Below are 25,488 nucleotides of genomic sequence, written 5' to 3' on the forward strand. Positions count from 1 at the left end.
GCGCCCACTATGGAGCAGGCCGCATGCCCCTGCCAGCACTTCCGCCCATGCCACGCCCACCAATATTGGTCTTGTCCACTGAAAGGGCCCCGGCGCCCTTCGCCGGGGCCTCCTTCACCGCCGTCAGATGAGATCCATCGCGGCGACCTCGTCGGGGCGGCCGTAGCTGACCGGGCCCTGGAAGCGGCGGCGGGCGGTGGCGAACCACCAGACCGTGGCCACGACCAGGACGGCGGCCAGCGCGATCGGCGCGTAGTTGAAGGTGTCGACGGTGATCGGTGAGGCCTGCGGCAGCATGAACAGGACGCTGCTCAGCAGGATCCAGGTCACCGCCAGCCAGCCGACCGGCCTGCTCCAGCGGCCCAGGTTCCACGGCCCCGGCTGGAACTCGTCGCCCAGGCGCAGCCGCAGGAACACCGGTACGGCGTAGGCGAGGAACAGTCCGACGACGTTGACGCTGACGATGGCGGTGAACGCCGTGTGCGACCACCAGCCCGGTACGACCAGGGCGAGGGAACAGGCCACCGCCAGCCATACGGCCTTGACCGGGGTACGGGTGCGCGCCGAGACCGAGTGCCACAGGCGGGAGCCGGGCATGGCGCCGTCACGGGAGAAGGCGAAGATCTGCCGGGTGTTGCTGGTGAGGTTGGCGAGGCCGCAGAAGAGCATGGCGCCGATGACGACGAGCAGCATCGCCTTGGCCCAGCCCATGCCGAGTCCGTCGATGAGAATCTGGACGGGCGGCGCGGAGGAGCTCGCCACCTTGTCGTAGTCGCCGATGCTGTACACCAGCGCGAGCATCAGGACGAGGCCCGTGATCGCCGAATAGCCGATCGAGCGGATGATCCCCCTGGGGGCGTTCACGGTCGCCCGGACCGTTTCCTCGGACATGTGGAAGCTGCCGTCGAAGCCGGTGAAGGTCCAGCTGGTGACCAACAGGCCGAGCATGCCGCCGTAAAGGCCGTTGGTGAAGCCGGTGTTGTTCACGAAATGCGTCACGAAGGACGCCGACTGATGGTGGTCCGGCATCACGGTCAGTGTGCTCACGATCACCACGAGTCCGATCAGCAGCCACCACACGGAGATCCGGTTCAGCAGGGCGACGAGCTGCACGGTGTAGGTGTTGGCCAGCCCCTGGACCACGATGATCAGAGCCGTGATCAGGACCGTCTGGTGGGCGGTCGGGGTGTACGAGGGCCACTGCAGGGCGACGAAGGCCTGGATGAAGGTGGCGGCCGCGTATCCGGTGGCCGCCGTGCCGCCGATCTGGCCCACGAAGTTCAGCCAGCCCGTGTACCAGGACCAGGCGCCCTTGTGCCGCTTGGCGAGCTTGCCGGCGGAGAAATACAGTGCGCCGCTGGTCGGATAGGCGGAGGCGACTTCCGCCATGGCCGCTCCGATGCACAGCACCATCACGCAGACGCCGATCCAGCCGAACACGAGAATGCGGGGGCCGCCCGCGTTCATGCCGAATCCGAAGGACGAGAAAATACCCGAGAGGATATTGATGATGGTGAAGGAGATCGCGAAATTGTCGAACGCCTGGAATCGACGGGTGAGTTTCCGCGGATAACCCATCGCATGCAGGGTCGCGTCGTCGTCGCGGGTGACGGTGTCCGCTGTGCGTTCTGGCACTTACCGGCCTTTCTCTCTATGAGGGTCTCTCCAGGAGGGGATGGGCAGGCCGCAGGCGCGGCGGGCTCGGGAGAGCTGCTCGACGGGCTCGCCGAAGACGCTCCAGGGCATCCGTGAGGCGTACCGCCCCACGGCCGTGAAGACCGCCCGGGCCTCGAACTCACGCTGGGCCATGACCAGCGCGTGCGCGAGGTAGGCCAGGTCGAGCACCGGGGTGAAGCGGTATCCGGCCACCGTGGGCAGCCAGTTGCGGTAGACCGACAGCGCGGTGGCGCGCCACTGCGGCTGCTCCCAGACCCGTTCGGCGAGCAGCTGGGTGGGGTTGTGGCTCTCCACCAGCGCGACCAGGGGCAACAGCCGTATCGCCGAGTCCGCGGGGGCCCGCTGGGCGAGGAAGGCGGCGACGTCCCAGGCGGCGTTGACCGAGCCGCCGTAGCGGGTGAAGAAGAAGGACAGGAAGCGGTGGTGGGCCTCGCGGTGCCAGGGGTCGAGGGCGAGGGTGTGCGCGAACAGCCGCCAGGGCCCGGGCGGCGAGGTCAGCAGGCCGCTCGGGGCCGGGTCGTGCGGGCGGTGCAGCCGGGCCATGGCCAGCTTGGCGGCCCAGGGGGTGGGGTCGGCGGCGTTGGTGACGGAGGCCCGGTCGCAGGCGGCGAGGGCGATCCGCTCCAGCGCCTCGGCGTGCTCGTCACGGGCGTCGGCCGCCCGGATCGCCCGCTGCACGGCCACCCGGGCCCACATCAGCGTGGACTCGGGGCTCGGCTCCTCGGCCAGCCAGCGCTCCACCAGATCGGTGCCGGCCGCCTCGGAGGCCAGGACCAGGGAGCGGTGGGCGCGCAGGGCGAAGTCGGTGCGCGTCTCGGCCAGGGCCTCGCGGGCGCTGCGATATCTCCCGGCGCGCACATCCACGCACACGCTCGCGAGCAAGCGGTCATCGGCCGCCGGATGCCATACGTACTGCCCCTCGAATAACTCCGCGGCCATCTTCCCCTGTCCGTCCCCGTTCGACGCGTCGCAGTCGCACGGAAAGCACCCTACTCACCGGTGGGCGCACCGTGAACGTCCGATTTCGACATATCGGTCAGCGGGTCGGAAATATTGGAGGGGGCGCTGGAGAACGGCTCGAAATTTGTTCAAGCCGCTACTTTTCCGGGGCCGTGAACGCCCGCTATGCGCCGCACTACTAGAATGTTTCCGGAAAACCCCCCACACCACGCGACACCACACCACACCTCAGCACACCTCGGGAATCGTCATTCACCGTCTCGCCTCCGCGCTCCAGGGCCTGCCGCCCTCCTGCGGCCCGGTCCGTCTCGTCGGCGTCGACGGGCACGCCGGCGCCGGAAAGACCACCTTCGCCGGGCGGTTGGCCACCGCGCTGGGCGAGGCGCCGGTGCTCCACCTCGACGACATCGCCAGCCACGAGGAGTTGTTCGCCTGGACCGGCCGGCTGCTGACCCAGGTGATCGAGCCACTCGGCCGCGGCGAGACCGCCCACTACGCGCCCTACGACTGGCGCGCCCGCGCCTTCGGGCCACTGCGCCCGCTGCCCCCGGCCCCGGTGATCCTCGTCGAGGGCGTCGGCGCCGGCCGGCGGGCGCTGCGCCCGTTCCTGGCGCGGCTGCTGTGGATGGAGATGCCCCGGGAGGAGTCCTGGGCCCGGGGCAGGCTGCGGGACGGCACGGAACAGCGGGACTTCTGGGTCGAATGGGTCCGGTCGGAACGCGCACACTTCGCCGAGGACCCCTCAAGGCCGTACTCCGACTTTCTGGTAACACAGTCGCAGAAGGGGTACGAGGTGCTTCCGGGGCCTGTGAAAACCGTTGGACCGGACCAGACGGTCACCCACCGTGAGGGACCGTCGGCAGTGTGCTGAACTTGTGAAGAGGGGCCCGTAAGAAGTTGCCTCAGTACCTCAACTCGGCTTGACCCAAGGGCCGTACAGGACTTACGTTCTGAATGTGCGGCCCCTGGGAGCCGCCCCCCAGACGCGAAGCCCCCGGTTGTTCCCCCGTGATCGGGGGCTTCGTTCTGCCCTTTACCCCTTTTGTGTGCGCCGCCTGCGCCTCTATGCTCACCCTCGGTCACCGGGCGGCCTCTGCCCGATCTGCTCCCACCTCGCCAAACGGCCTGTGCGGCACCCTTCGGCGGGCGGTGGAAGCGCAGGTACGATGCCCTCGGTGCGACCTTCGAACGGCTGCTTCGCGCATCTGCAACTCCGGTCCGCGGCACAGCGGTTCGACCAACGGCGGCCATCGGGGGGAGCCCGGGGGCCAACCACGGGGGCACGGTTTGTGGGGGACGTGATGGATTTCGGCACGCAGGGCCCCGAGGCCCCGGCCGACCTCGCCTGGCTGCGAGGCGTGGACGCCTACACGATGGGCGCCTATCCGCAGGCGGAGGAGGAGTTCCGCGCCGCGGTACGGATGGATCCCGGGATGGCCGACGCCTGGCTCGGGCTGCACGCGCTGCGCGTCGACACGACGACCGCGCTGCTGAGAATGTTCCGGCACCGGGACCGCTTCGGCGAACAGCGCGCCCGGCATCGCCGGGCGCTCAACTCCTGGTACTGGCTGGGCTGGTGGGTGCAGCCGGTCCTGGAGAACCCGCGCGATCTCCTGCTTGCCCATGCTTCCCACTGGCTGGACGGCCGGCACGTCCCGGAACTCGACCGGGCCCTCGCCGGACTGCCGCCCGTGGACGCCGACCCCCAGGTCCGCTTCCTGCACGCCTGCCGGGCCTACCTGGTCAAGGACTGGGAGCAGCTGGTACGGCACACCGAGGCGCTCCTCGACGATGCCATGCTCGGCATCGAGGCGGGGCTCTTCGGCGGCATGGCCCGGGTCCGCCTCGAGATGTACGGCCAGGCCGAACCGCTGCTCTCGGCGGCGCTGATGCGCTGCCGCAGCGAGCAGCCGCAGCGCAAGGAGCTGCGCTACTGGCTGGCGCGGGCGCACGAGGGCACCGGGCGCAGCGCCGCCGCGCTTCCGCTGTACCGGGCCGTGCACCGGGTCGACCCCGCGTTCATGGACACCTCGGCACGGCTGGCCGCGATCGCCGAAGGCGACGGGTACGACGACAGCGCCGACCTCGCGGCGATCACGCTCACCGGCGCCGGGCAGGACGTCGTGGACGGACCGGACCTGCTCGACCCGCTCTTCGGCACGGAAGGCCGCGATCTGCGGTTCGGGGAGTCCGAACCGCCGGCCGGGGCGATGCCGTCGGTGGTCGATCCCTCGGTGCGCGAGAAGGTCGTACCCTCGCCTCCGCTGCCGGCCGGGCCGACCGACCCCGCGTTACTCGAGGAGGCGCTGGCCGAGCTGGAGCGCATGGTCGGCCTTGAGCCCGTGAAGCGGCAGGTCAAGGCGTTGTCCGCACAGTTGAACATGGCCCGGTTGCGGGCCGGGCAGGGGCTGCCGGTGCAGCCGCCGAAACGCCACTTCGTCTTCTCCGGCCCGTCGGGCACCGGGAAGACCACCGTCGCCCGGATTCTCGGCCGGGTGTTCTACGCGCTCGGCCTGCTGGGCGGGGACCACCTCGTGGAGGCGCAGCGGGCCGATCTGGTGGGCGAGTACCTCGGCCAGACCGCCGTGAAGGCGAACGAGCTGATCGACTCCGCGATCGGCGGGGTGCTGTTCGTGGACGAGGCGTACTCGCTGTCCAACTCCGGCTACGGCAAGGGGGACGCCTACGGGGACGAGGCGTTGCAGGTGCTGCTGAAGCGGGCCGAGGACAACCGCGACCACCTGGTGGTGATCCTGGCCGGCTACCCGGAGGGCATGGACCGCCTGCTGGCCGCCAACCCCGGGCTCTCCTCCCGCTTCACGACCCGCGTGGACTTTCCCTCCTACCGCCCCCTTGAGCTGACCTCGATCGGCGAGGTGCTGGCCGCGGAGAACGGTGACGCCTGGGACGAGGAGGCGCTGGAGGAGCTGCGGTCGATCGCCGGGCACGTGGTCGACCAGGGGTGGATCGACGAGTTGGGCAACGGCCGGTTCCTGCGGACGCTGTACGAGAAGAGCTGCGCGTACCGGGATCTGCGGTTGTCGGTGTATCCCGGGGCGCTGACACGGGACGACCTGGCGACGTTACGGCTGCCGGACCTGATGCAGGCGTACGGGGAAGTGCTGTCGGGGCGGGGGCCGCAGGATCCGGCCGGTATGTAGGTGCGGGTCTCGTCCGCCACCGCCACCGCCCCCGCTCCGCCCGCCCGGCGTGCGCTGCCGGGTCCTGGTACTCCGTGGCCGGCAGGGGCCGGGGACTCGCTCGCTTCGCTTGTGCCCGCTGCCCCCGTGTCCCGGCAGGAGCGGCGCCGGCGGTGCCACTCGGTGTCGACGAGCGCCCGCGGGACGGGCATCGGACAGGGTGTCGGTCACAGTGGACGTACTCGGTCGAGGGGGATGCCGTGGTGGCGGAGGAAGGAACGGTGCCGGAACCCGGTCTGTTCGAGCTGGAAACCGTCGTGGTGGGGCAGCCGAAGCGGTCACGGTGGCGCAGATACACGGGGCCCGACCTGGTCCTGTCCACCATGACGGGGACCCCGCTCGGCCAGGTCACGTACACCGACGACGCGCACTCCGTCCTCACCGCGACGTCCGGCGAGTTCATCGTCCGTATCGAGCAGTTCGGACCGGGGTCGTTCCGCTTCATCGATGCCGCGGACCGGGAGGTCGGCACCGCCGATGATGCCCGTGGACTCGTCAAGGCCCGCCGGCTGGACCTGCGGACGGAGCGGGGACGCCGGCTCCTCCTCACCCGGCCGGGTCTCCTGTACGCCGAATGGAATCTCACGGAGACCGATCCGGCAGGAGGCCCGGCGCCGGAGATCCTCGGCCGGGTCACGGTGAGCACCATCGACTCGTGGATCGGGTTGCAGCAGTACGTGGTCGAAGTGGACCCCCGCCTGGACGCCTCGGATCGGCGGACCCTGGTCGCCTCGGTCGTCTGTCTGCACCTGATCCGCCGGCCTCCGGGTGACAACGCCTCGCCGGTGTGAGCCGAGCCCCGCCGCCGCGACCGCGGCATGCCTGCCCCGCGAGGGCCGATCCCGGCCACTCCTGTCGGCTGTCGCCGGGTACGAGGGGGGCGGTCGTCGGCGGTGGGACGTCGGCCCCTGACGGCAGCCCGCGGCCTGGCGTCGGCGCCTCCGGGTGACGTCGAGGTGCACTGCCCCCTGGGGGACGCGGGGAACCGCGTGGCCGGCCGTCGCCGGGACGCGGTTCCCCGTGGTGCTCAGCCCACCGCCACTTCCTCGGGCTCGCCGCTGGCCCGGGGCTCGGGCGGCCTGGTCGGCCGTTCCTCCCGGTGTGCCGGGTCCGTCACCTCGCCCACCAGCAGTTCCAGCACGTCCTCCAGTGCCGCAAGCCCCAGGACCCTGCCCTGGGCGTCGGCCACCTGCGCGAGGTGCGTCGCCGCTCGGCGCATCACCGTGAGCGCGTCGTCGAGGGGCAGCTCGGCCCGCAGGGTCGTCATCGGGCGCCATATCTGCTGCGGCACCGCCCGGTCCGAGTCCTCCAGGTCGAGCACGTCCTTCACATGCACATAGCCCATGAACGCACCGGACTCGGCGGCGACCGGGAAACGGGAGTACCCGGTGCGGGCGGTGAGCTCCACGATCTGGCCCGGGGTGACCGACGGGGGGACCGTGATCAGGGACTCGCGTCGCAGGAGTACGTCCGTCACCGGGCGGGAGCCCAGTTCCAGCGCGTCCTCCAGCCGCTCCTGCTCCTCGGGGTCGAGGAGGCCCGCCTGGCCGGAGTCCTCAAGGAGCCGGTTGAGCTGCTCGCTGGTGACGACCGCCTCGACCTCGTCCTTCGGCTCCACCCGGAACAGCTTCAGGATGCCCTGGGCACAGGCACCCAGGGCGACCGTGATCGGCCGGCACACGCGGGCGAACGCCACCAGGCCGGGGCTCAGCCACAGCGCCGCCTTCTCGGGCGCCGCCATCGCCAGGTTCTTCGGCACCATCTCGCCGATGACGAGGTGGAAGAAGACCACTCCGGCCAGCGCGATCACATAGCCCAGGGGATGGATCACGCCCTCGGGCACGTGTACCGCCTCGAACACCGGCTCCAGCAGATGTGCCACGGTCGGCTCGGCCACCGCGCCCAGCGTCAGCGAGCAGACAGTGATGCCGAACTGGGCCGCGGCCATCATCTGCGGGAGGCGTTCCAGGCCGTAGAGGACCTGGCGTGCCCTGGCCGTGCCCAGCGGTTCGATCTGGCTGCGGCGGACCGAGACCAGCGCGAACTCCGCGCCCACGAAGAAGCCGTTGGTGAGCACCAGCAGGGCGGCGAAGACCAGTTGGAGAACGCTCATCGGACGGCCTCCGCGACGGCGGGGGCGGTGCGGACCAGGCGGACCCGCTCGGCGCGGTAGTGGCCGACCCGGCGGACCGACAGCCGCCAGCCGGGCAGCTCGGCCCGGTCGCCGGGCGCCGGGATCCGGCCGAGGAGGTCGGCGACCAGGCCGGCGACCGTCTCGTACGGTCCCTCGGGCACGTCGAGGCCTATCCGCTGGAGGATGTCGACGCGGACACTGCCGTCGACGTCCCAGGCGGGCTTGCCGTCCTGTGCCGGAGCCGCCGCGAGTTCCGGTGCGTCCGGGCTGTCGTGCTCGTCGCGGACCTCGCCGACGAGTTCCTCGACGATGTCCTCCAGGGTGACCACCCCGGCCGTACCGCCGTACTCGTCGACGACGACCGCGATGGGCTGCTCGGAGCGGAGCCGGGCGAGCAGCGGCTGGACCGGGAGGGTCTCGGGCACGAGCAGCGCCTTGCGGGCGATGCGGCCGACGGGGGTACGCAGCCGGTCACGGACCGGGACCGCCAGGGCGTCCTTGAGGTGGGCCATGCCGACGATCTCGTCGATCTTCTCCCGGTAGACCGGGAAACGGGACAGGCCGGTGGCCCGCGTGAGGTTGACCACGTCCTCGGCGGTCGCCGAGTCCTGGAGCGCGCTGACCTTCACTCGGGGGGTCATGACGTGCTGCGCGGTCAGCTCGCCCAGGGACAGGGTGCGGACGAACAGGTCGGCCGTGTCCTGCTCCAGCGCGCCGGCCCGGGCGGAGTGCCGGGCCAGCGAGACCAGCTCGCCCGGGGTGCGGGCGGAGGCGAGCTCCTCGGCGGGCTCGACACCCAGGGCGCGGACGAGCCGGTTGGCGACCGTGTTCAGCGCGGCGATGACCGGGCGGAACAGGCGCGAGAAGCGGGCCTGCGGGCCGGCGACGAAGCGCGCGACCTGGAGGGGCTTGGAGACCGCCCAGTTCTTGGGCACGAGTTCGCCGATCACCATCTGGATCGCCGAGGCGAGCAGCATGCCGACGACGACCGAGATACCGGAGACGGAGCCCTCGGGGAGGCCGATCGCGGTGAACGGGCCACGCAGCAGCGCGGCCAGTGCCGGTTCGGCGAGCATGCCGACGACCAGGGAGGTGATGGTGATGCCGAGCTGGGTGCCGGAGAGCTGGAAGGACAGTTCCTTCAGCGCCTCGACGACCGTACCGGCGCGCTTGTCGCCGTCGGCGGCGGCCTTCTCGGCTTCGGGTCGCTCCACGGTCACCAGGCCGAACTCGGCGGCCACGAAGAAGCCGTTGGCGAGGATGAGCAGGAACGCGGCCGCCAGGAGCAGCAGGGGGGTGGTCATGATGCCACCGCCTCCGATTCGTCGCGGACCCCGGTTCGGGGGTCCGCGGTATGTCGGGAGGGGGCGGCGCAGGTACTACAGGACGATCCGTCCATCGCCGGAGAGGGTCACTCCTCGCGTAGCAGGAACCCCTGTGCGCCGGGCGCGCGACAGGGGCGGAGGCGGGACATGAAAAGCCTCCACCAACAGATTAATCAAGACAGGGCCCACTACGGCAGGGTGGACGGCCCGGAGGTGGCCCCGAAGTTGCGTGATTTCAACCCTGGTGCTGCTCGGGGTCGTGGATCGCGTGGGCCTCGGCGAGGGCCCGCAGGGCCTTGGCGTCGGCGATGGCGCGCTGCTTGGCGATGCCCGGCTGGATGCCGAGCGCGGGCAGGCTAGTGCCGTCGCTGAGGTTCAGGAACACCCACGGGTCACCCGGTCGGAGGTTCACCTGGAGGATCTCCGCCCAGTCCAGACGCCGCTTGCTGGCGATGTTGACGACGGTGACCCCCGACTCGTCGGCGACCACCTTCACCCGGGCCAGCTGGGCCAGCACCCAGAAGATCAGCGCGCCGGTGATGACGAAGCTGAGCTGCTCCCCCGGGCCGAGCTGTTCGAGGAGCAGCGCGACCCCGGAGATGGTGGCGAAGATGGCGACGCCCGCGGTGAGCAGGATCACGCGGGTGTGGCCCGGCCGGAAGGTGACGGGAAGGGAAGGAAGCTCGGACATCTCTCGCGGGCGTTTCAGAGGCGGCAGGCGTGGATGGCCGTGGTCAGGATGGCGCGGGCGCCGATGTCGTACAGGTCGTCCATGATCCGCTGGGCGTCCTTGGTGGGGACCATGGCGCGGACGGCGACCCAGCCCTCGTTGTGCAGCGGTGAGACGGTCGGGGACTCCAGGCCGGGGGTGAGCGCGACGGCCTTCTCCAGCTGCTCGACCCGGCAGTCGTAGTCCATCATCACGTACGTCCGGGCGACCAGGACGCCCTGGAGGCGGCGCAGGAACTGCTGGACCTTCGGCTCGGCAGCGTCCTCGGCGTCGGCGTCGGCGTCGGCCCGGCGGATGACGATCGCCTCGGAGGTCATGATCGGCTCGCCGAAGACCTCCAGGCCCGCGTTGCGCAGCGAGGTGCCGGTCTCGACGACGTCCGCGATGACCTCGGCGACACCGAGTTCGATGGCGGTCTCGACGGCGCCGTCGAGGTGGACGACGGAGGCGTCGACACCGCTGTCGGCGAGGTGCTTGGCGACGATGCCCTCGTAGGAGGTGGCGACCGTCTTGCCCTTCAGGTCCGCCAGGCCGTCGGCCGCGCCGGGCCTGGAGGCGAAGCGGAAGGTGGAGCGGGCGAAGCCGAGCGGGAGGATCTCCTCGGCGTGGGCGCCGGAGTCGACGAGCAGGTCACGGCCGGTGATGCCGATGTCGAGGCGGCCGGAGGAGACGTAGATCGCGATGTCCCGGGGGCGCAGGTAGAAGAACTCGACGTCGTTGACCGGGTCGACGATGCGCAGTTCCTTGGACTCCCGGCGCTGCCGGTAGCCGGCCTCATGCAGCATGTCCGCCGCAGGTCCTGAGAGGGAACCCTTGTTGGGGACGGCGATGCGCAGCATGAGGTCGGCTTCCTTCGCTTGAAAAGGGGGGTTTGTCGGGAATTGTTCTACAGGTGGGCGTAGACGTCGTCCAGCGAGATTCCGCGGGCGACCATCATCACCTGGACGTGGTAGAGCAGCTGCGAGATCTCCTCGGCGGCGGCTTCCTTGCCCTCGTACTCGGCGGCCATCCAGACCTCGGCTGCCTCCTCGACGACCTTCTTGCCGATGGCATGGACCCCCTTCCCGACCAGCTCGGCGGTGCGGGACGTGGCGGGGTCGCCGTGGGCGGCCTTGTGCTGGAGCTCGGTGAAGAGCTCCTCGAAAGTCTTGTTGGACATGGTGAGCGCCAGACTACGCCAAACGCCGCGTCGCTCAGTGCCAGGGTTCAGATACTGAGCGGAGGGTGGCCGCCGTCGCCACCGCCGCCGTCACCGCCTCGTGGCCCTTGTCCTCGTTGGAGCCTTCCAGGCCTGCCCGGTCCAGGGCCTGCTCCTCGTTGTCGCAGGTGAGCAGGCCGAAGCCGACCGGGACACCGGTCTCGACGGAGACCTGGGTGAGGCCCTGGGTGACGCCCTGGCACACGTACTCGAAGTGGGGGGTGCCACCGCGGATGACGACGCCGAGCGCGACCACCGCGTCGTAGCCGCGGCCGGCGAGGGCCTTGGCGGCGACCGGGAGCTCCCAGCTGCCGGGGACCCGCAGCAGGGTCGGCTCGTCGATCCCCAGGTCGCGCAGGGCGCGCAGGGCGCCGTCCACCAGACCGTCCATCACCTTCTCGTGCCACTGGGCCGCGATGACGGCGACCCGCAGGTCGCTGACATTGCGTACGGACAACTCCGGTGCACCCTTGCCGCTCACGTCTCTCCTCAGTGCTGTTTCTTTACTGGTTGCCGCAGCCGGACACGGCAGGGGTGTCCAGCCAGGGCAGGTCGTGGCCCATCCGGTCCCGCTTGGTGCGCAGGTAGCGGAGGTTGTGTTCGCCCGCCTGTACGGGCATCGGCTCCCGGCCGGTGACCTTGAGGCCATGGCTGAGCAGCGCGTCGGTCTTGTCGGGGTTGTTGGTCATCAGCCGGACACCGCGGACGCCGAGGTCGGTGAGGATCTGGGCGCCGGCGGCGTAGTCGCGGGCGTCGGCGGGCAGGCCGAGTTCCAGGTTGGCGTCGAGGGTGTCCCGGCCGCGCTCCTGGAGTTCGTAGGCGCGCAGCTTGGACAGCAGCCCGATCCCCCGCCCCTCGTGTCCGCGCAGGTAGACGACGACACCCCGGCCCTCGTCCTGGATGCGCTCCAGGGCGGCGTCGAGCTGGGGGCCGCAGTCGCAGCGGGCGGAGCCGAAGACGTCTCCGGTGAGGCACTCGGAGTGGACCCGGACCAGGACGTCCTCGCCGTCGCCGATCTCGCCGTGGACGAGGGCGACGTGCTCGACGCCGTCTGCGCTGGAGCGGTAGCCGTACGCGGTGAAAGTCCCGTGCTTGGTGGGCAGGTTGACCTCGGCCTCGCGGCGGACGGTGGGCTCGGCGGAGCGGCGGTAGGTGATCAGGTCGGCGATGGAGATGATCGTCAGGCCGTGCTTGCGGGCGAACGGGATCAGCTCGGGGAGCCGGAGCATCCGGCCGTCCTCGCCGGCGATCTCCACGATGGCACCGGCCGGGCGCAGGCCCGCGAGGCGGGCGAGGTCGACGGCGGCCTCGGTGTGACCGTTACGGACCAGGACGCCACCGGGGCGGGCGCGCAGCGGGAAGATGTGGCCGGGGCGGACGAGGTCCGTCGGCTCGGCGTCGCCGCTCGCCAGCAGCCGGAGCGTGGTGGCGCGGTCGGCGGCCGAGATGCCGGTGGTGACGCCGTGCGCGGCGGAGGCGTCCACGGAGACGGTGAACGCGGTCTTCATGGACTCGGTGTTGTCACCGACCATCTGCGGCAGGTCGAGCCGGTCCAGCTCCTCGCCCTCCATGGGGGCGCAGATAAGGCCGCGGCACTCGCTCATCATGAAGGCGACGATCTCGGGGGTGATCTTCTCGGCGGCGACGACGAGGTCGCCCTCGTTCTCGCGGTCCTCGTCGTCGACGACCACGATCGGGCGGCCGGCCGCGATGTCGGCGATGGCCTGCTCGACCGGGTCGAGCGTGAGGTCCTCGGCGCCTTCGGTGCTGTAGAGGATGGGTGCCGCGGTCATGCGGGTGCTCCTTCCAGAGCGGGCCGCGTGCCCTGGCGGGAGCGCAGCCACCAGTCGCGCAGGCCCCACAGGACGAGCGCGCCGTAGATGACGTAGACGAAGCCGGAGAAGGCGTAGCCGTTGGTGAAGTTGAGGGGGACGCCGACCAGGTCGACGAGGAGCCAGGCGATCCAGAACTCGACCATGCCGCGGGCCTGGGCGTACATGGCGACGACGGTGCCGACGAAGATGTAGGCGTCCGGCCAGGGGTCCCAGGACAGGGACGGGTAGGCCTTGAAGAGCAGGGCGACGACGACCGTGCCGACGGCCGCGGCGGCGACCATCGCGCCGCGCTCGCGCCAGGTGGCGAACCGGGGGGTGATGTGACCGTCACCGCCGTCCTCGGCCCGGCCCCTGTTGCGGTTCCACTGCCACCAGCCGTACAGCGCGACGACCATGACGACGGCCTGCTTGCCGGCGCTGCCGGTGAGGTGGCCGTAGAAGGCGCCGAAGAGGATGAGGCCGGAGGCGAACTGGACCGGCCAGCTCCACAGGTTGCGGCGCCAGCCGAGGGCGAGGGCGGCCAGGCCGAGGATGTTGCCGATCATGTCCGACCAGAGGATGTGCTGGCCGAACAGGACGAAGGCCTCGGAGTTCAGCCAGTTCACCGGCCTGCTCCCTGCGTGTTCGCGAGCAGCCGCTCCACGTACTTGGCGACGATGTCGACCTCGAGGTTGACCGGGTCGCCGGGCTGCTTGCGGCCGAGCGTGGTCAGGTCGAGGGTGGTCGGGATGAGGCTGACGGTGAAGTAGTCGGGGCCGGCCTCGACGACGGTGAGGCTGATGCCGTCGACGGTGATGGAGCCCTTCTCGACGACGTAGCGGGCGAGGTCGGCGGGGAGGGAGACCTTGACGATCTCCCAGTTCTCGGACGGGGTCCGGGACAGCACCTGACCGGTGCCGTCGACGTGGCCCTGCACGATGTGGCCGCCGAGCCGGGAGCCGACGGCGGTGGGGCGCTCCAGGTTGACGCGGGAGCCGACGTCCAGTGCGCCGAGGGAGGACCGCTTGAGGGTCTCCTGCATGACGTCCGCGGTGAACTCGTCGCCCTCGTGTTCCACGACGGTCAGACAGACACCGTTCACGGCGATGGAGTCGCCGTGCTGTGCGCCCTCGGTCACTACGGGGCCACGGAGCCGGAAACGGGAGGCGTCGCCGAGGTTCTCGACGGCGGTGATCTCACCCAGCTCTTCGACGATTCCGGTGAACACTTCCCGGGTCCTCCTGCCTCAACGGGGCACGGACTCCGGGGCCTGTCGACGAACGACAGAAAGGACGGAAGAGCACACCGGGAGCGACGCCGACAAGGTCCCGTCCGTGACGGACGAGACCAGATACGGCGGCGCGCACAGATACATGCTCGCCCGCCGCGCACTGCCTCCCATCCGGACTTTAACCGTCGGTCCAGGAATTTCACCTGGTCAACCGGCCGCTGGAAGCGGACGGGTCGCGGACTGTAACCGCCGGTTCGGAGTTTCACCGACCCCGGAGTGCGCTGCTTCTGGTACACGGCCAGTCTGCCACGCCCGGGAGTGGTCCACGCAAGGGAACCGTGTGGGCTGCCTCACAGACCGTGTCGCTGGACTTCCCTGACGGGACGTCATGCGCGGGAGTGACGCCCAACGGGCCCTCGGACCAGGCATCTTGACTCGATCCGCAGCTATTGACCCTACTGGTCTAGTCCATTTATCGTTCGAGCGAGCCCGGCGACGGTGACGACGGCCCTTGCCCGTCGCCGGGTCACCCACCAGGCCGGTCAGGTCAGCGGTCCCGCGGCGCGAACAGTTCGTCCTGCGCGCGCTCCCGTGCCGTCAGCAGCGCTCCGCGCAGCACGGCTTTGCCGCCGAGGGAACTCGCGCGCACCTCGGTGGCCAGCGGGGACATCCGGCGCAGCCGCTCCTCGACGCGGGCGGCGAGCGCGGCGCCGCCGGCCGAGCCGATCTCGCCGCCGAGAACCACGCACCCCGGGTCCAGGATGGCTACGACGGCTGCCACGCCTACGGCGATGCGGTCGGCCAGGGCGTCGAGGAAGCCGGTGGAGTCCGCCGGATGGGGCCGGCGGTCCCCCGCGGGTCCGTCGTGGCTCGTCGCGCAGTTCCCCGCGCCCCTTCGGGGCGCTTCCCTGAGCCGGACCGCCTCCCCCACCAACCACGCGGCCGCGGGCTCGGGACCCGTCGATCCGGCCGGTTCCAGCCCGTGTTCCTCGGCCAGTTCGGCGATCGCCGCCGCCCCCACCAGCGAGTGGTAGCCGCCCGCGCAGTCCGTCGCCGACGGCAGTGCGCGGGTGCCCGGTACCGGCAGGAAGCCGATCTCGCCCGTGCCGCCGGAGGCGCCCCGGCGCAGGCTGCCGTCCAGGACGACGGCGGCGCCGCAGCTGTGCCCCAGCCAGAGCAGCACGAAGGTGTCGCGGTCGCGGGCGACGCCCTCCTGCTGCTCGGCGAGGGCGGCGAGGTTGGTCTCGTTCTCGACACCGACCCGGGCCTCCGGGAACCGGTCCTGGAGCGTGGCGACCAGCCGGCGGTGCCAGGCCGGCAGGCCCGCCGTGTCGCGGAGTTCGCCGCTCGCCGGGTCGATGAGCCCGGGCGCCCCGATGCCGACGGTGTGCAACCGCCCACCGCCGGCGGCCCCCGCCTCCTTGGCCGTCCGCTCGACCAGCTCCACCGCCTGCTCGACGGCCGCCGCCTCCCCCACGGCCGCCTTTCCCGCCTCCGGCCCGACCGGCACCGACCCTTCGGCCAGCACCCGCCCCACCAGGTCGGACACCAGCACCGAGACGCTCTCGGTACGGACGTCGACGGCGGCCAGAGTGGCGCGGTCGGCGACGATGCCGTACAGCCGGGCGTTCGGGCCCCGGCGCTGTTCGCCGGACTCGCCGACCACGGTGATCAGGCCGGACACGGTGAGCCGTTCCACGAGGTCGGCGACGGTCGGCCGGGACAGTCCGGTCAGCTGTTTCAACTGCCCTGCCGTGAGCGGGCCTTGCTGCTGGAGCAGGGTCAGCGCGAGCCGGTCGTTGATGGCCCGGGCGGTGCTCGGTGATGCGGGCATGACGGGCATCCTCCCAGATCGACGCGGCCAGGACGGCCACATCTCTCCCTATCTATCAGGAAGGGTCCCTGATAGTTTACGCCGCGACAGCGGGGCGGCACCCACCTGGGGAGGGGCAGGACCATGAAAGCAATGAAGGACGCGGGACACGAGCAGCACGAGGCGAAGCGCGCGCGGTACGCCGTCGCGGCCGTGTTCACCGTGCACGGTGCCGTCACCGGCTCGTTCGCGACCCGGGTGCCCTGGATCCAGGACCATGCCGGGCTGAGCGCGGGCCAGCTCGGCTTCGCGCTCGCCTTCACCGCGTTCGGCGCCTCGTGCTCGATGCCGCTGGCGGGCCGGATCAGCCACCGCTTCGGCAGCCGTACGGCGCTGCGCGCACTGATCGCGATGTGGACGCTGTCACTGGTCCTGCCGTCCCTCGCGCCGAACCTGTCCACGCTCTGCCTGGCGATGTTCGTGTACGGCGCCAGCGCGGGCATGGCCGACGTCGCGATGAACGCGCTCGGCGTGGAGGTCGAGCGGCTGCTCGGCAGGTCGATCATGTCGGGGCTGCACGGCATGTGGAGCGCGGGCGCCCTGATCGGATCGGCGGCGGGCACCCTCGCCGCACACCTCGGCTCGGACGCCCGGCTGCACTTCGCGCTGGCCGCCGCCACCCTCACCGTGCTCGGCGTCCTGGCGGCCGGCTGGGTGCTGGACGTGCAGCCCGCCGAGGACGAGGAGCCGCCGCCGCGGTTCGCGCTGCCGCCCCGGTCGGCGCTGCTGATCGGCACGGTCGGCTTCTGCGCGGTGTTCGCGGAGGGGGCGAGCCTGGACTGGTCGGCGGTGTTCCTGCGGGACCGGATGGACAGTTCGGCCGGGCTCGCGGCGGCCACCACCACGGGGTTCATGCTGACCATGGCGATCGCCCGGATCAGCGGGGACGCGGTGGTGAACCGCTTCGGCACGGTCCGTACCGTGCGCGCCGGGGGTGTGCTGGCCGCGCTCGGCGGGCTGCTGATCGTCCTCGCCGGGCATCCGGCGGTGGCGATGACCGGGTTCGCGCTGATGGGCCTCGGCATCGCGGTCGTCGTACCGCTGTGCTTCGCGGCGGCCGGGCACGCCGGGCCGAACCCCAGTCAGGCCATCGCCGGCGTGGCGACGATCACCTACACCTCGGGGCTGATCGCGCCCAGCCTGATCGGCGGGGTGGCGCAGGCGACCAGCCTGGTGGTGTCGTTCGGTGTGGTCACGGCGCTCACCTGCGGCCTGGTGGCGTTCGCGGGTGTGCTGCGGCCCGGGGAGCGCGCGGTGCGGGCGGAGGTCAGTCCGCCGGCCGCAGCAGCTCCCGGCCCGCGGCCCTGAAGCGCTCGCTCCAGGGGGCGGGGCGCAGGGTGGCCGCGTCCAGCCGGACCAGGACCCGGGTGCCGTGCGCGTAGGTGGTCGCGCCGTCCGCGGAGCAGAACCGGAAGCCGTAGGTCAGGCCGGTGTTGCCGAGCCGTTCCAGCCAGAGGTGGACGGCGTAGGTGCCCGGCCGGGTGACCGGTGCCTCGTAGCTGATCCGTAGTTCCTTGACCGCGTTGCAGGCGTCCTCGGCCGCGGCCCAGTCGCCCTCGAAGGCGAAGCCGTGCCCCTGCCAGAGCTCGGCCCAGGCCCGCTCGACCATCACCGGGTAGCGGGCGTTGTGGAGCAGCCCGAGCGCGTCGAGGTCGTCGAAGTGGACGGTGACGGGGATCAGCCGGCCGTAGGACAGGGCGGGGGCGGTCGGGGCTTCGGCGGTCACGGGTGGGGCTCCTGGGCGTTGCTGACATTGCGCTGACCTTCAGCTGACGCCAGTCTAAGCGAGCGCTCAGGAGCCCCGTCGGCGGCCTCAGCCCGCGATCGAGTCCAGCTGCTCGGCGGCCGGCCGCAGCGCCCAGAGGTCGCCGCCGGGCGGGGCCTCCAGCTGTGGTACCGCCCGCTGGGCCGTCTTGTCGCCGGCGTCGGCCGCCGCGTGGACGACGTCGGACGCGGCGTAGCGGTGGAACTCGAGTTCCGGATAGGGCCAGGCGGTGGCCCCGGTCGCGGCGGGCAGCAGATAGTCCACGGCCTTGAACAGGCTCTGCCCGTCCGGCCCCCGGTAGGACCAGAGGTTCACCCCGACATGCCGGCCGATGGCCGCGAGCCGGGTGTAGGCGACCAGGTCGAAGGTCGAGTAGTGCCAGCTCCTGGTCCGCGCCAGCTCCTGCGGCTGGCTTCCGTCGGCCGCGATCTGCGGGTCGATCCGCCTGGCCCGCGCGTCCAGCACGGTCTTCTTCGCCAGCGCCTTGTCGCCGGTCGCGTAGGCGAGGGCGGCGAGCTGCATGTCGTAGAAGGTGCCGTGGTTGTTGGCGGCGGCGCCCTCCTCCTTGCCGAAGGCGCTGTTCTTCAGCCAGTCACGGAAGTCCGTGTTCCAACCGCGCATCCCGGCACGGTCGTCGGCGCTCCAGCCGGGTGCGCCGGTGGCGAGGATCGCGAGGGCGTCGACCACGCTCGTGTACGACTGGGAGAAGTCGATGATGCCGATGGCCCGGCCGTCGTACTTGCACGGGATGAACTGGGCGTGGTCGAGGTTCGGGTTCATCCGGGTCGCCGGGTCGAGGAACCAGGTGCGCAGGACCTGTCCGGCCTTCTCCGCGTACTGCCGCTTGCCCGTGTAGTACCAGGCCAGGGAGAGGTCGTAGGTCGAGTCGAAGACCTTCTCGACGTCCTGGCGGTCGGTGCCGGTGTCGACCTCGGGATTGCGCTGGCCGTCGCGCTGGACGTAGGGGCAGCCCCAGGGGTTGTCGGCGGTGGGTGTGGTGGTGGGCCACCAGTAGGGGGCCTGGCTCAGGTAGTCGTGGACGTCTCCGCCGGGCGCGGGCTTCGGTTTGTCGACGACCGTCCAGGGACCCTGGCCCAGCCAGGCGTCGGCGCGGGTCGTCAAGTCCTTGACAGCGCGTCGGAGTCGAGGGTCGCCGTGGTCGAGATCAGCCTTGGTCCGCTGGAGGCGAGCGCCGTCGAGCACGGCGGTGTCGGGCGCCTTCGGGGCCCTCGCGGTCGCATGGGCGGAGGGGACGAGGACGGCCCCGAGGGCCGCCAGTGCCGTCAGGACGACGGCCGTGCGGGATCTTCCACTCATCGAGCACTCCGATCAGACAGGAAGCAGCCGTTGGTCATATACATGAACATGGTTCACGAGTGGGACCGTGCGAGCGTAGGACCGCCAGGTAGCCATGACAATGGTTCGGACCGTCTTCACGTACGAAGCCGTCTTCACAGCACTTCGAAGAAAGCGAACCCCCACCATGGATCTCGGCGTGCGCTGGAAACTGCACGGCGACGGGCGCACGCCCGCGCCCGGAGCGGTGGTACGCCCCGACGAACGGCTCTCCTGGCCCCGCACGATCGGGCTCGGCGCCCAGCACGTGGTCGCGATGTTCGGTGCGTCCTTCGTCGCCCCGGTACTGATGGGTCTGGACCCCAACCTCGCGATCATGATGTCCGGCGTCGCGACCGTGATCTTCCTGCTCGCGACCCGTGGCCGGATCCCCAGCTACCTGGGCTGTTCCCTGTCCTTCGTGGGGGTCGCGGCCGTCATCCGCGCCCAGGGCGGCACCAGCGCCACCGTGACCGGCGCGGTCTTCGTGGTCGGCGCCGTGCTCTTCCTGGTCGGCCTGGCCGTCCAGCGCTTCGGCGCCCGGATCATCCACGCCGCGATGCCGCCGATCGTCACCGGCGCGGTCGTGATGCTGATCGGCTTCAACCTGGCCCCGGTGACCGCCTCCACCTACTGGCCGCAGGACCAGTGGACCGCGCTGCTGGTGATGTCCTTCACCGGTCTGGCCGTCGTCTGTCTGCGTGGTTTCTGGTCACGTGTCGCGATCTTCCTGGGCCTGGTCTTCGGGTACGTCCTGTCCTGGGCCCTCGACCGGATCTTCGGCAGGATCCACTCCACGGGCCCGGGCGGCAAGGTCACCGACCACTGGCGCCTCGACCTCTCCGGCGTCGGCAGGGCGGACTGGATCGGGCTGCCGTCCTTCCACGGACCGTCCTTCCAGTGGTCGGCGATCCTGGTCGCCCTCCCGGTCGTGATCGCCCTGGTCGCGGAGAACGCCGGACACGTCAAGGCGGTCGGCGAGATGACCGGCGACTCCCTCGACGACCGGCTCGGCACGGCGATCTCGGCCGACGGGGTCGCCTCCATGCTCTCCACCGCCGTGGGCGGCCCGCCCAACACCACCTACTCCGAGAACATCGGCGTGATGGCCGCGACCCGGGTCTACTCCACCGCCGCCTACTGGGCCGCCGCCGGCTTCGCGCTGCTCTTCGGCGTCTGCCCCAAGTTCGGCGCGGTGGTGGCCGCGGTCCCGGGCGGGGTGCTCGGCGGCATCACCGTCATCCTGTACGGCATGATCGGCCTGCTCGGCGCCCAGATCTGGCTGCACGCCAAGGTCGATCTGCGCAACCCGCTGAACCTGGTCCCGGCCGCCGCGGGCATTATCATCGGCGTCGGCAACGTCAGCATGAAGTTCAGCGACACCTTCTCCCTCAGCGGTATCGCCCTCGGCACGCTGGTCGTCATCGTCGGCTACCACGTCCTGCGCGCCCTCGCCCCCGCCCACCTCAAGGGGCGGGAACCGCTGCTCGACGAAGGCACCAGCTCCTACGACGACGCCAAGTCGTAGGCGTACGACGGTGTGAAGGTCCCGGCGGCGCCCTTGCAGCCGTCGGACTCCCCCGGCAGTTTGATCCACAGATAGGCGTCGATCCGCGACTGACCGGTGCGGAGCGTGGGCTCCTGACCGATCCGCCGCCCCGCCGGGTCGCACCAGGCACCGTTCGCCGGGGGGCCGTTGCCGTTGCGGCTGGTGTCGATCACCGCGCCGAGCGAGGCCGGACCGCCGAGGGCGTCGAGGACCTGACGGTCGTAGGCGATCTCGTCGGCGGTGGTACGGAAGTTGGAGACGTTGCTGAAGATGCCGTCGCCCGACCTGGCTCCGGCCTGCCCGAGCAGGGCCGCCTGCCGGGCGGCCGGGTTCCAGCCGGAGTGCCCGGCGTCGTAGTAGACCCGGGTCCTCGGGCCGGCCGCCTTCAGCACCCGGCCGGCGCGGGCCAGCGAGGCGAACCGGGCGGCACGGCGGCCGGCGGAGAGGCACCCGGACTGGGCGACGGAGTCCGGCTCCAGGATCACGATCACCTCGCCGGAGCCCAGCCCCCGCGCGAAAGCGTCGATCCAGGCGTCGTAGGCGCGCAGATCCGGCGCGCCGCCCTGCGAGGCCCCGCCGCAGTCCCGGTCCGGGATCGCGTACGGCACCAGCACCGGGACCCGGCCCTGCGCAGCGGCCGCCGAGGTGACGGAGCGGACGCGGGAGGTGATGGTCGCCGGGGCGAAGTCGGCGAACCACACGGCGGCCGGCCGGTCGGCGATGCGGTTGGCGATGACGGCGGCGCGCGGATCGTCCGGGTGGGCGCGGACCCAGTCGTTGACCTGGGAGTCGGGGTGGCGGTAGAGGCGGGGCGCCTGCTGCTTCTGGACCGTGGGAGCGGCCGGGCTCGGCGTGGTTCGCCGGGGAGTCGGTGCGGGCTCCGGAGCGGGTGCCGCGGAGCCGGACGGCGTACGGGACGGTGTCGTCTCCCGCGGCGCCGAAGCCGTCGTACGCGCCGCCGTCGCCCCGGACGTGCGCACCGCGGTCGTGCGCACCACCGCCGGCCGGGCCTGGTCCGCTCCCCCGCCGCCCTCCTCGCCGAGCGCCGTGAGCATCCCGGTCGCGGTGCCCACGGCGGCCACGACCGAGGCGACCGCGAGCATGACCGCCCGCCTGCCCTCGCCGCTCCGCCGGGCATGTGAGCCAGGCACGCTGTGCTCCCCCTCCCGTGCCACGGGTCCTTCCCCCGTTCCGGGGATGCGCCGGGCCCGTCGGCACGCCCGCCAGCCCAGGGCTGGGACCCTTCCCCCATGGCGCACTCGGAACACCTCACCGCTCCGGTCGACACCGTCGTCTCCCGGATGCGCGCGCTGGACGCGGCCCTGCCCGAGCGGGACGGGATCGCGGTCTTCAACCGTGTCTACCTCTCCGTCACGGAGGAGGTCGAACGGCGGCTGGACGCGGGCCGGTTCGGGGACCCCGGAGCCGCCGCGACGCTGGATGTGCGGTTCGCGGAGCGGTACCTGGCCGCCGTGGACGCGGCCGCCGGCGACCGCCGTCCGCCGGCCTGCTGGCGGCCGCTGTTCCAGTTCCGCCGCCATCCCGGTGTACGACCGCTGCAGTTCGCGTTGGCGGGCATCAACGCGCACATCGGGCACGATCTGGCGCTGGCCGTGGTGGACAGCTGTCGTACGCTCGGCTGCGAACCGGTCGACCTGGAGGACGAGTTCGACCGCGTGGGCGAACTCCTCGTCTCGTTGGAGGAGCGCATCCGCGAGGATCTGATGCCGGGTCCCGACCTGCTCCAGATCGCCGATCCGCTGACCCATCTGCTCGGTTCCTGGAGCCTGGAGCGGGCCCGGGACGCGACCTGGTCGGCGGCGCGGGCGCTGTGGGCGCTGCGCCGGTTCGGGGACCTGGCCGAGGAGTTCACCGAACGGCTGGACGCGGCCGTGGGGCTGGCGGGCCGGATGCTGCTCACCCCGCTGCGCGGCTGACGTGGCCTGATCCGATCGACACGCGAGCCGCTTCGCAACCCCTTTGTGATCGCCTTACGTTGACGGCACCCACCCGATCGCGAAGGAGCACCGGAATGACGACGCGGCTAGGCCTCGGCCTCCCCCAGATGCGGCAGTATTCCCTCGGCACGGACGTCGCCGACGTGGCCCGCACTGCCGAGGAGATCGGCTACGACAGCCTGTGGGTCTTCGAGCGGGCTCTCTTCCCGGAGCCCGCCACCCAGGGCCTTTACGGCGTCGAGGGCCTCCCCTGGCCGGACGTGTACCGGGACGTGGCCGAGCCCCTGGTCACGCTCGCGCTCGCCGCCGCGGCCACCGAGCGGGCGCGGCTGGGCAGCAGTGTGCTGGTGGCGCCGCTGCACGTCCCCTTCCAACTGGCCAAGTCGCTGGCCTCGCTGGACGCGGCGAGCGGCGGCCGGGTGATCGCCGGCCTGGGCACCGGCTGGTCGCTCGACGAGTACGCGGCCGCCGGGATCCGGCCGTTCGAGGAGCGCGGCAAGGTACTCGACGAACTGATCGAGGTGTGCCGGGCGGTGTGGGGCCCGGACCCGGTGAAGTACGACGGCCGACTGACGAAGATCGCCTCCGCCGTGGTCGGTCCCAAACCAGCCCGGCCGATCCCGATCCTGCTGGCCGCGGGCAACAAGAAGGCCCGGCGGCGGCTGGTCGACCACGCCGACGGCTGGCTGCCGGTGGGCATGGGCGCCGAGCAGCTGGCCGCCCAGTGGCGGGAGTTGCAGGACCTGGCGGCCGAACGCGGCCGCACGGAACCGATCCAGACGGTCGTGCGGGTCAACGCCGTGTACACGGCCAAGCCCTATGCCGGCCCCGACCGCCAGCCCTTCCAGGGCAGCACCGACCAGATCGTCGAGGACCTGGTGGCGCACGCGGCGGTCGGCCTGGAGGAGATACTGGTCGACCTCCAGACCACTCCGCGGGACGCCCAGGAGCTCAAGGAAGTCGCCGCGGAGGTGTACGAGAAGGCCCGGGCCGCCGGGGTCTAGTCCTCGGGGAGTTCGACCGGCGCGATCTCGTCGTAGACGTCACCGGGGCCCGGGTTGGCCGGGTCGGTCTCGCCTCCGAAGTGGTGCATGACGCCCCAGACCGCGTTCAGCGCGGTCTGGACGGCGCCCTCGGCCCAGCCCGCCGTCCAGGAGATGTCGTCGCCGGCGAGGAAGATGCCCCGCTTGTCCGCGGGCAGCCGGTCCTGCACGAAGTGCGTGAACAGGCGCCGCTGGTAGCGGTAGTGGCCGGGCAGGTTGGCCTTGAACGCGCCCATGAAGTACGGCTCGTTCTCCCAGGAGACGGTCACCGGGTTGCCGATGATGTGCTTCCTGATGTCGACCTTCGGGTAGATCTCGCCGAGCGACTTCAGCATCACCTCCATCCGCTCGTTCGCGGAGAGCGGCAGCCACTTCAGGCTGTCGTCGCACCAGGTGTAGGAGAGGCAGATGACGGCGGGCTTGTCCGGGCCGTCGTCCAGGAGGTAGGTGCCGCGCGTCATCCGGTCGGTGAGCGTCATCGACATGACGTCCCGGCCGGTCGGGTTTCCCCTGTCGTCGACGGCCTTGTCCAGCCAGAAAGGCCGGTCCACCGGGACGAACAGCTTCGAGGACTCCATGTAGTGGGTGCGCTCGATGGCGGTCCAGTGGTCGATCGGGAAGAGCGAGTCGTCGCAGGCGATCTTCGACAGCAGCATCCAGGACTGGGCGGTGAAGATCGCCGCCTGGTAGGTGCGGATGTCGCCGTTCGCGTCCGTCACCGTGATCCGGTTGCCGGTGGTGCGGTGCAGCCGGGTCACGGCCGGCCGGGGCTCGCCGTTCTCGTGCAGCTTCGCGAGCGACGTCCCGTACGCCCAGTGCACGATCTTCTCCGGCTCGCGCTCCCAGAGCCGCAGCGGGAGTTGCTGGCTGCCGCCGACGATGCCGCGGTGGTGGTCGTCGGCCTCGGTGTAGACGACGCGCAGGATCTCCAGGATCGAGTTCGGGAAGTCCGTGTCCCAGCCGCCCGTGCCGAAGCCGACCTGGCCGAAGATCTCGCGGTGCCGGAAGGACTTGAAGGCCTCGGAGTCGCAGAGGAAGCCGTAGAAGGTCTGGTTGTCGAGCTTCTCGACGAGCCGGGACCAGATCTCGCGGATGCGCGGCACGTCCCGCTCGCGCAGGGCACGGTTCATGTCGGAGAAGTCGGCGCCGTCTTCGAGGCACTTGTTCCAGGCGTCGGCGACGTCACGGTAGACCTGCGGCAGGTCGGCGGCCGTCTCGGCGTAGTGCGACTCGCCCTTGAGGTCGACGACGGTCGAAGGGGTCGCCTCCGCGAGGGGGTTGGGGAAGGGCCGGGTCTCCAGTTCCACCAGGTCGATGTAGTGCTGGAGGGCGGTGGAGGAGGGCGGGAAGCGCATCGCGCCCATCTCGGCGCTCAACGAGGGGTCGCAGCCCTCGAAGCCGACGGTCCGCAGCCGGCCGCCGATCCGGTCGGCCTCGTACACGACCGGCTTCAGGCCCATCTTCATCAGCTCGTAGGCGGCCACGATGCCGGACAGGCCGCCGCCGATGACGGCGATCTCGGTGCCGTGCTCGGTCGCCGGTATCTGGCCGAGGCCCGCCGGGTGAGCGAGGAAGTCGTCGTACGCGTACGGGAAGTCCGGCCCGAACATGGTGATCGGCGGCTGCTGCTCGTCTGCGTGCTCGACGGCGTTGGGCACGGTGGACGTCATGGGGTACGGACTCCTTGCGACATGCG

The 25,488-nt window shown here is 71.2% G+C and carries 23 protein-coding genes and 1 riboswitch; of the genes, 7 read left to right on the forward strand and 16 right to left on the reverse strand.

Features of this window, described 5'->3' with window-relative positions; genetic code table 11:
- Positions 1-123 precede the first annotated feature (123 nt).
- On the reverse strand, positions 124-1,578 hold the full coding sequence (locus ACZ5K7_RS29225) for an amino acid permease (RefSeq protein ID WP_450972902.1): 1,455 nt from the start codon (positions 1,576-1,578) through the stop codon (positions 124-126).
- A gap of 57 nt (positions 1,579-1,635) precedes the next feature.
- Positions 1,636-2,616, reverse strand: a complete 981-nt coding sequence (locus tag ACZ5K7_RS29230) for a hypothetical protein (RefSeq protein WP_351707006.1) — start codon at positions 2,614-2,616, stop codon at positions 1,636-1,638.
- A 271-nt stretch (positions 2,617-2,887) separates the two neighbouring features.
- On the opposite strand from ACZ5K7_RS29230, the gene ACZ5K7_RS29235 reads away from it, so the two are divergent.
- From ACZ5K7_RS29235 to ACZ5K7_RS29245, 3 genes are all read left to right on the forward strand, one after another.
- Positions 2,888-3,508: a uridine kinase family protein gene (locus ACZ5K7_RS29235; RefSeq protein ID WP_468918076.1), complete on the forward strand. Its 621-nt coding sequence runs from the start codon at positions 2,888-2,890 to the stop codon at positions 3,506-3,508.
- A 430-nt stretch (positions 3,509-3,938) separates the two neighbouring features.
- A complete protein-coding gene (locus tag ACZ5K7_RS29240) occupies positions 3,939-5,798 on the forward strand; it encodes an AAA family ATPase (protein ID WP_468917867.1) in 1,860 nt (619 codons plus the stop codon).
- 260 nt (positions 5,799-6,058) lie between these two features.
- Positions 6,059-6,628 (forward strand): hypothetical protein, encoded by a 570-nt coding sequence (locus tag ACZ5K7_RS29245; RefSeq protein WP_468917870.1) that lies wholly within the window; start codon positions 6,059-6,061, stop codon positions 6,626-6,628.
- A gap of 236 nt (positions 6,629-6,864) precedes the next feature.
- Here the strand turns inward: ACZ5K7_RS29245 and ACZ5K7_RS29250 are convergent, their stop codons facing one another.
- The 10 genes from ACZ5K7_RS29250 to ACZ5K7_RS29295 form a co-directional block, all read right to left on the reverse strand.
- Positions 6,865-7,950 carry a hemolysin family protein gene (locus ACZ5K7_RS29250; RefSeq protein WP_468917873.1) on the reverse strand — a complete coding sequence of 362 codons (1,086 nt, stop codon included), beginning with the start codon at positions 7,948-7,950 and terminating at the stop codon, positions 6,865-6,867.
- Positions 7,947-9,275: a hemolysin family protein gene (locus tag ACZ5K7_RS29255; protein WP_468917876.1), complete on the reverse strand. Its 1,329-nt coding sequence runs from the start codon at positions 9,273-9,275 to the stop codon at positions 7,947-7,949. The genes ACZ5K7_RS29250 and ACZ5K7_RS29255 overlap by 4 nt, the downstream gene beginning before the upstream one ends.
- Before the next feature lie 256 nt (positions 9,276-9,531).
- Positions 9,532-9,987, reverse strand: a complete 456-nt coding sequence (locus ACZ5K7_RS29260) for a PH domain-containing protein (protein ID WP_351707020.1) — start codon at positions 9,985-9,987, stop codon at positions 9,532-9,534.
- Between the two features lie 14 nt (positions 9,988-10,001).
- Positions 10,002-10,865, reverse strand: a complete 864-nt coding sequence (hisG, locus tag ACZ5K7_RS29265; RefSeq protein ID WP_468917880.1) for an ATP phosphoribosyltransferase — start codon at positions 10,863-10,865, stop codon at positions 10,002-10,004.
- A gap of 47 nt (positions 10,866-10,912) precedes the next feature.
- Positions 10,913-11,185: a phosphoribosyl-ATP diphosphatase gene (locus tag ACZ5K7_RS29270; protein ID WP_030946750.1), complete on the reverse strand. Its 273-nt coding sequence runs from the start codon at positions 11,183-11,185 to the stop codon at positions 10,913-10,915.
- A gap of 34 nt (positions 11,186-11,219) precedes the next feature.
- Positions 11,220-11,705: a 6,7-dimethyl-8-ribityllumazine synthase gene (gene ribH / locus ACZ5K7_RS29275; protein ID WP_351707026.1), complete on the reverse strand. Its 486-nt coding sequence runs from the start codon at positions 11,703-11,705 to the stop codon at positions 11,220-11,222.
- A 22-nt stretch (positions 11,706-11,727) separates the two neighbouring features.
- The gene (locus tag ACZ5K7_RS29280; protein ID WP_450972888.1) at positions 11,728-13,017 is read right to left on the reverse strand and encodes a bifunctional 3,4-dihydroxy-2-butanone-4-phosphate synthase/GTP cyclohydrolase II; all 1,290 of its coding nucleotides are present in this window, start codon (positions 13,015-13,017) and stop codon (positions 11,728-11,730) included.
- Complete coding sequence (pnuC, locus tag ACZ5K7_RS29285) at positions 13,014-13,664, reverse strand: nicotinamide riboside transporter PnuC (protein ID WP_450972889.1); 651 nt, start codon at positions 13,662-13,664, stop codon at positions 13,014-13,016. Before pnuC ends, ACZ5K7_RS29280 begins: the two co-directional genes overlap by 4 nt.
- Positions 13,661-14,266, reverse strand: a complete 606-nt coding sequence (locus ACZ5K7_RS29290; protein WP_351707034.1) for a riboflavin synthase — start codon at positions 14,264-14,266, stop codon at positions 13,661-13,663. The genes pnuC and ACZ5K7_RS29290 overlap by 4 nt, the downstream gene beginning before the upstream one ends.
- 156 nt (positions 14,267-14,422) lie before the next feature.
- Positions 14,423-14,553: riboswitch (FMN riboswitch) on the reverse strand.
- A gap of 263 nt (positions 14,554-14,816) precedes the next feature.
- Positions 14,817-16,103: an ROK family transcriptional regulator gene (locus ACZ5K7_RS29295; protein ID WP_468917886.1), complete on the reverse strand. Its 1,287-nt coding sequence runs from the start codon at positions 16,101-16,103 to the stop codon at positions 14,817-14,819.
- A gap of 132 nt (positions 16,104-16,235) precedes the next feature.
- Between ACZ5K7_RS29295 and ACZ5K7_RS29300 the strand changes: the two genes are divergently transcribed.
- A complete protein-coding gene (locus ACZ5K7_RS29300) occupies positions 16,236-17,450 on the forward strand; it encodes an MFS transporter (RefSeq protein ID WP_468918079.1) in 1,215 nt (404 codons plus the stop codon).
- Here the strand turns inward: ACZ5K7_RS29300 and ACZ5K7_RS29305 are convergent.
- The gene (locus tag ACZ5K7_RS29305) at positions 17,410-17,868 is read right to left on the reverse strand and encodes an acyl-CoA thioesterase (RefSeq protein WP_351707043.1); all 459 of its coding nucleotides are present in this window, start codon (positions 17,866-17,868) and stop codon (positions 17,410-17,412) included. The two genes, ACZ5K7_RS29300 and ACZ5K7_RS29305, sit on opposite strands and share 41 nt — an antisense overlap.
- 87 nt (positions 17,869-17,955) lie before the next feature.
- Positions 17,956-19,224, reverse strand: a complete 1,269-nt coding sequence (locus ACZ5K7_RS29310) for an alginate lyase family protein (RefSeq protein WP_468917888.1) — start codon at positions 19,222-19,224, stop codon at positions 17,956-17,958.
- A gap of 166 nt (positions 19,225-19,390) precedes the next feature.
- On the opposite strand from ACZ5K7_RS29310, the gene ACZ5K7_RS29315 reads away from it, so the two are divergent.
- Complete coding sequence (locus ACZ5K7_RS29315; protein WP_468917890.1) at positions 19,391-20,770, forward strand: uracil-xanthine permease family protein; 1,380 nt, start codon at positions 19,391-19,393, stop codon at positions 20,768-20,770.
- Here ACZ5K7_RS29315 and ACZ5K7_RS29320 read toward each other — a convergent pair.
- Positions 20,749-21,894 (reverse strand): glycoside hydrolase family 6 protein, encoded by a 1,146-nt coding sequence (locus ACZ5K7_RS29320; protein WP_468918082.1) that lies wholly within the window; start codon positions 21,892-21,894, stop codon positions 20,749-20,751. The two genes, ACZ5K7_RS29315 and ACZ5K7_RS29320, sit on opposite strands and share 22 nt — an antisense overlap.
- Before the next feature lie 147 nt (positions 21,895-22,041).
- Between ACZ5K7_RS29320 and ACZ5K7_RS29325 the strand changes: the two genes are divergently transcribed.
- Together ACZ5K7_RS29325 and ACZ5K7_RS29330 are read left to right on the forward strand one after the other, a co-directional pair.
- Entirely contained in the window at positions 22,042-22,728 is a 687-nt protein-coding gene (locus tag ACZ5K7_RS29325) for a DUF5995 family protein (RefSeq protein WP_468917893.1), read from the forward strand.
- Between the two features lie 95 nt (positions 22,729-22,823).
- Entirely contained in the window at positions 22,824-23,753 is a 930-nt protein-coding gene (locus ACZ5K7_RS29330) for an LLM class F420-dependent oxidoreductase (RefSeq protein ID WP_351707055.1), read from the forward strand.
- Here ACZ5K7_RS29330 and ACZ5K7_RS29335 read toward each other — a convergent pair.
- On the reverse strand, positions 23,750-25,462 hold the full coding sequence (locus ACZ5K7_RS29335; RefSeq protein ID WP_351707058.1) for a flavin monoamine oxidase family protein: 1,713 nt from the start codon (positions 25,460-25,462) through the stop codon (positions 23,750-23,752). The two genes, ACZ5K7_RS29330 and ACZ5K7_RS29335, sit on opposite strands and share 4 nt — an antisense overlap.
- Positions 25,463-25,488: the final 26 nt, after the last annotated feature.

The sequence above is a fragment of the Streptomyces sp. NPDC031497 genome (assembly GCF_055580905.1).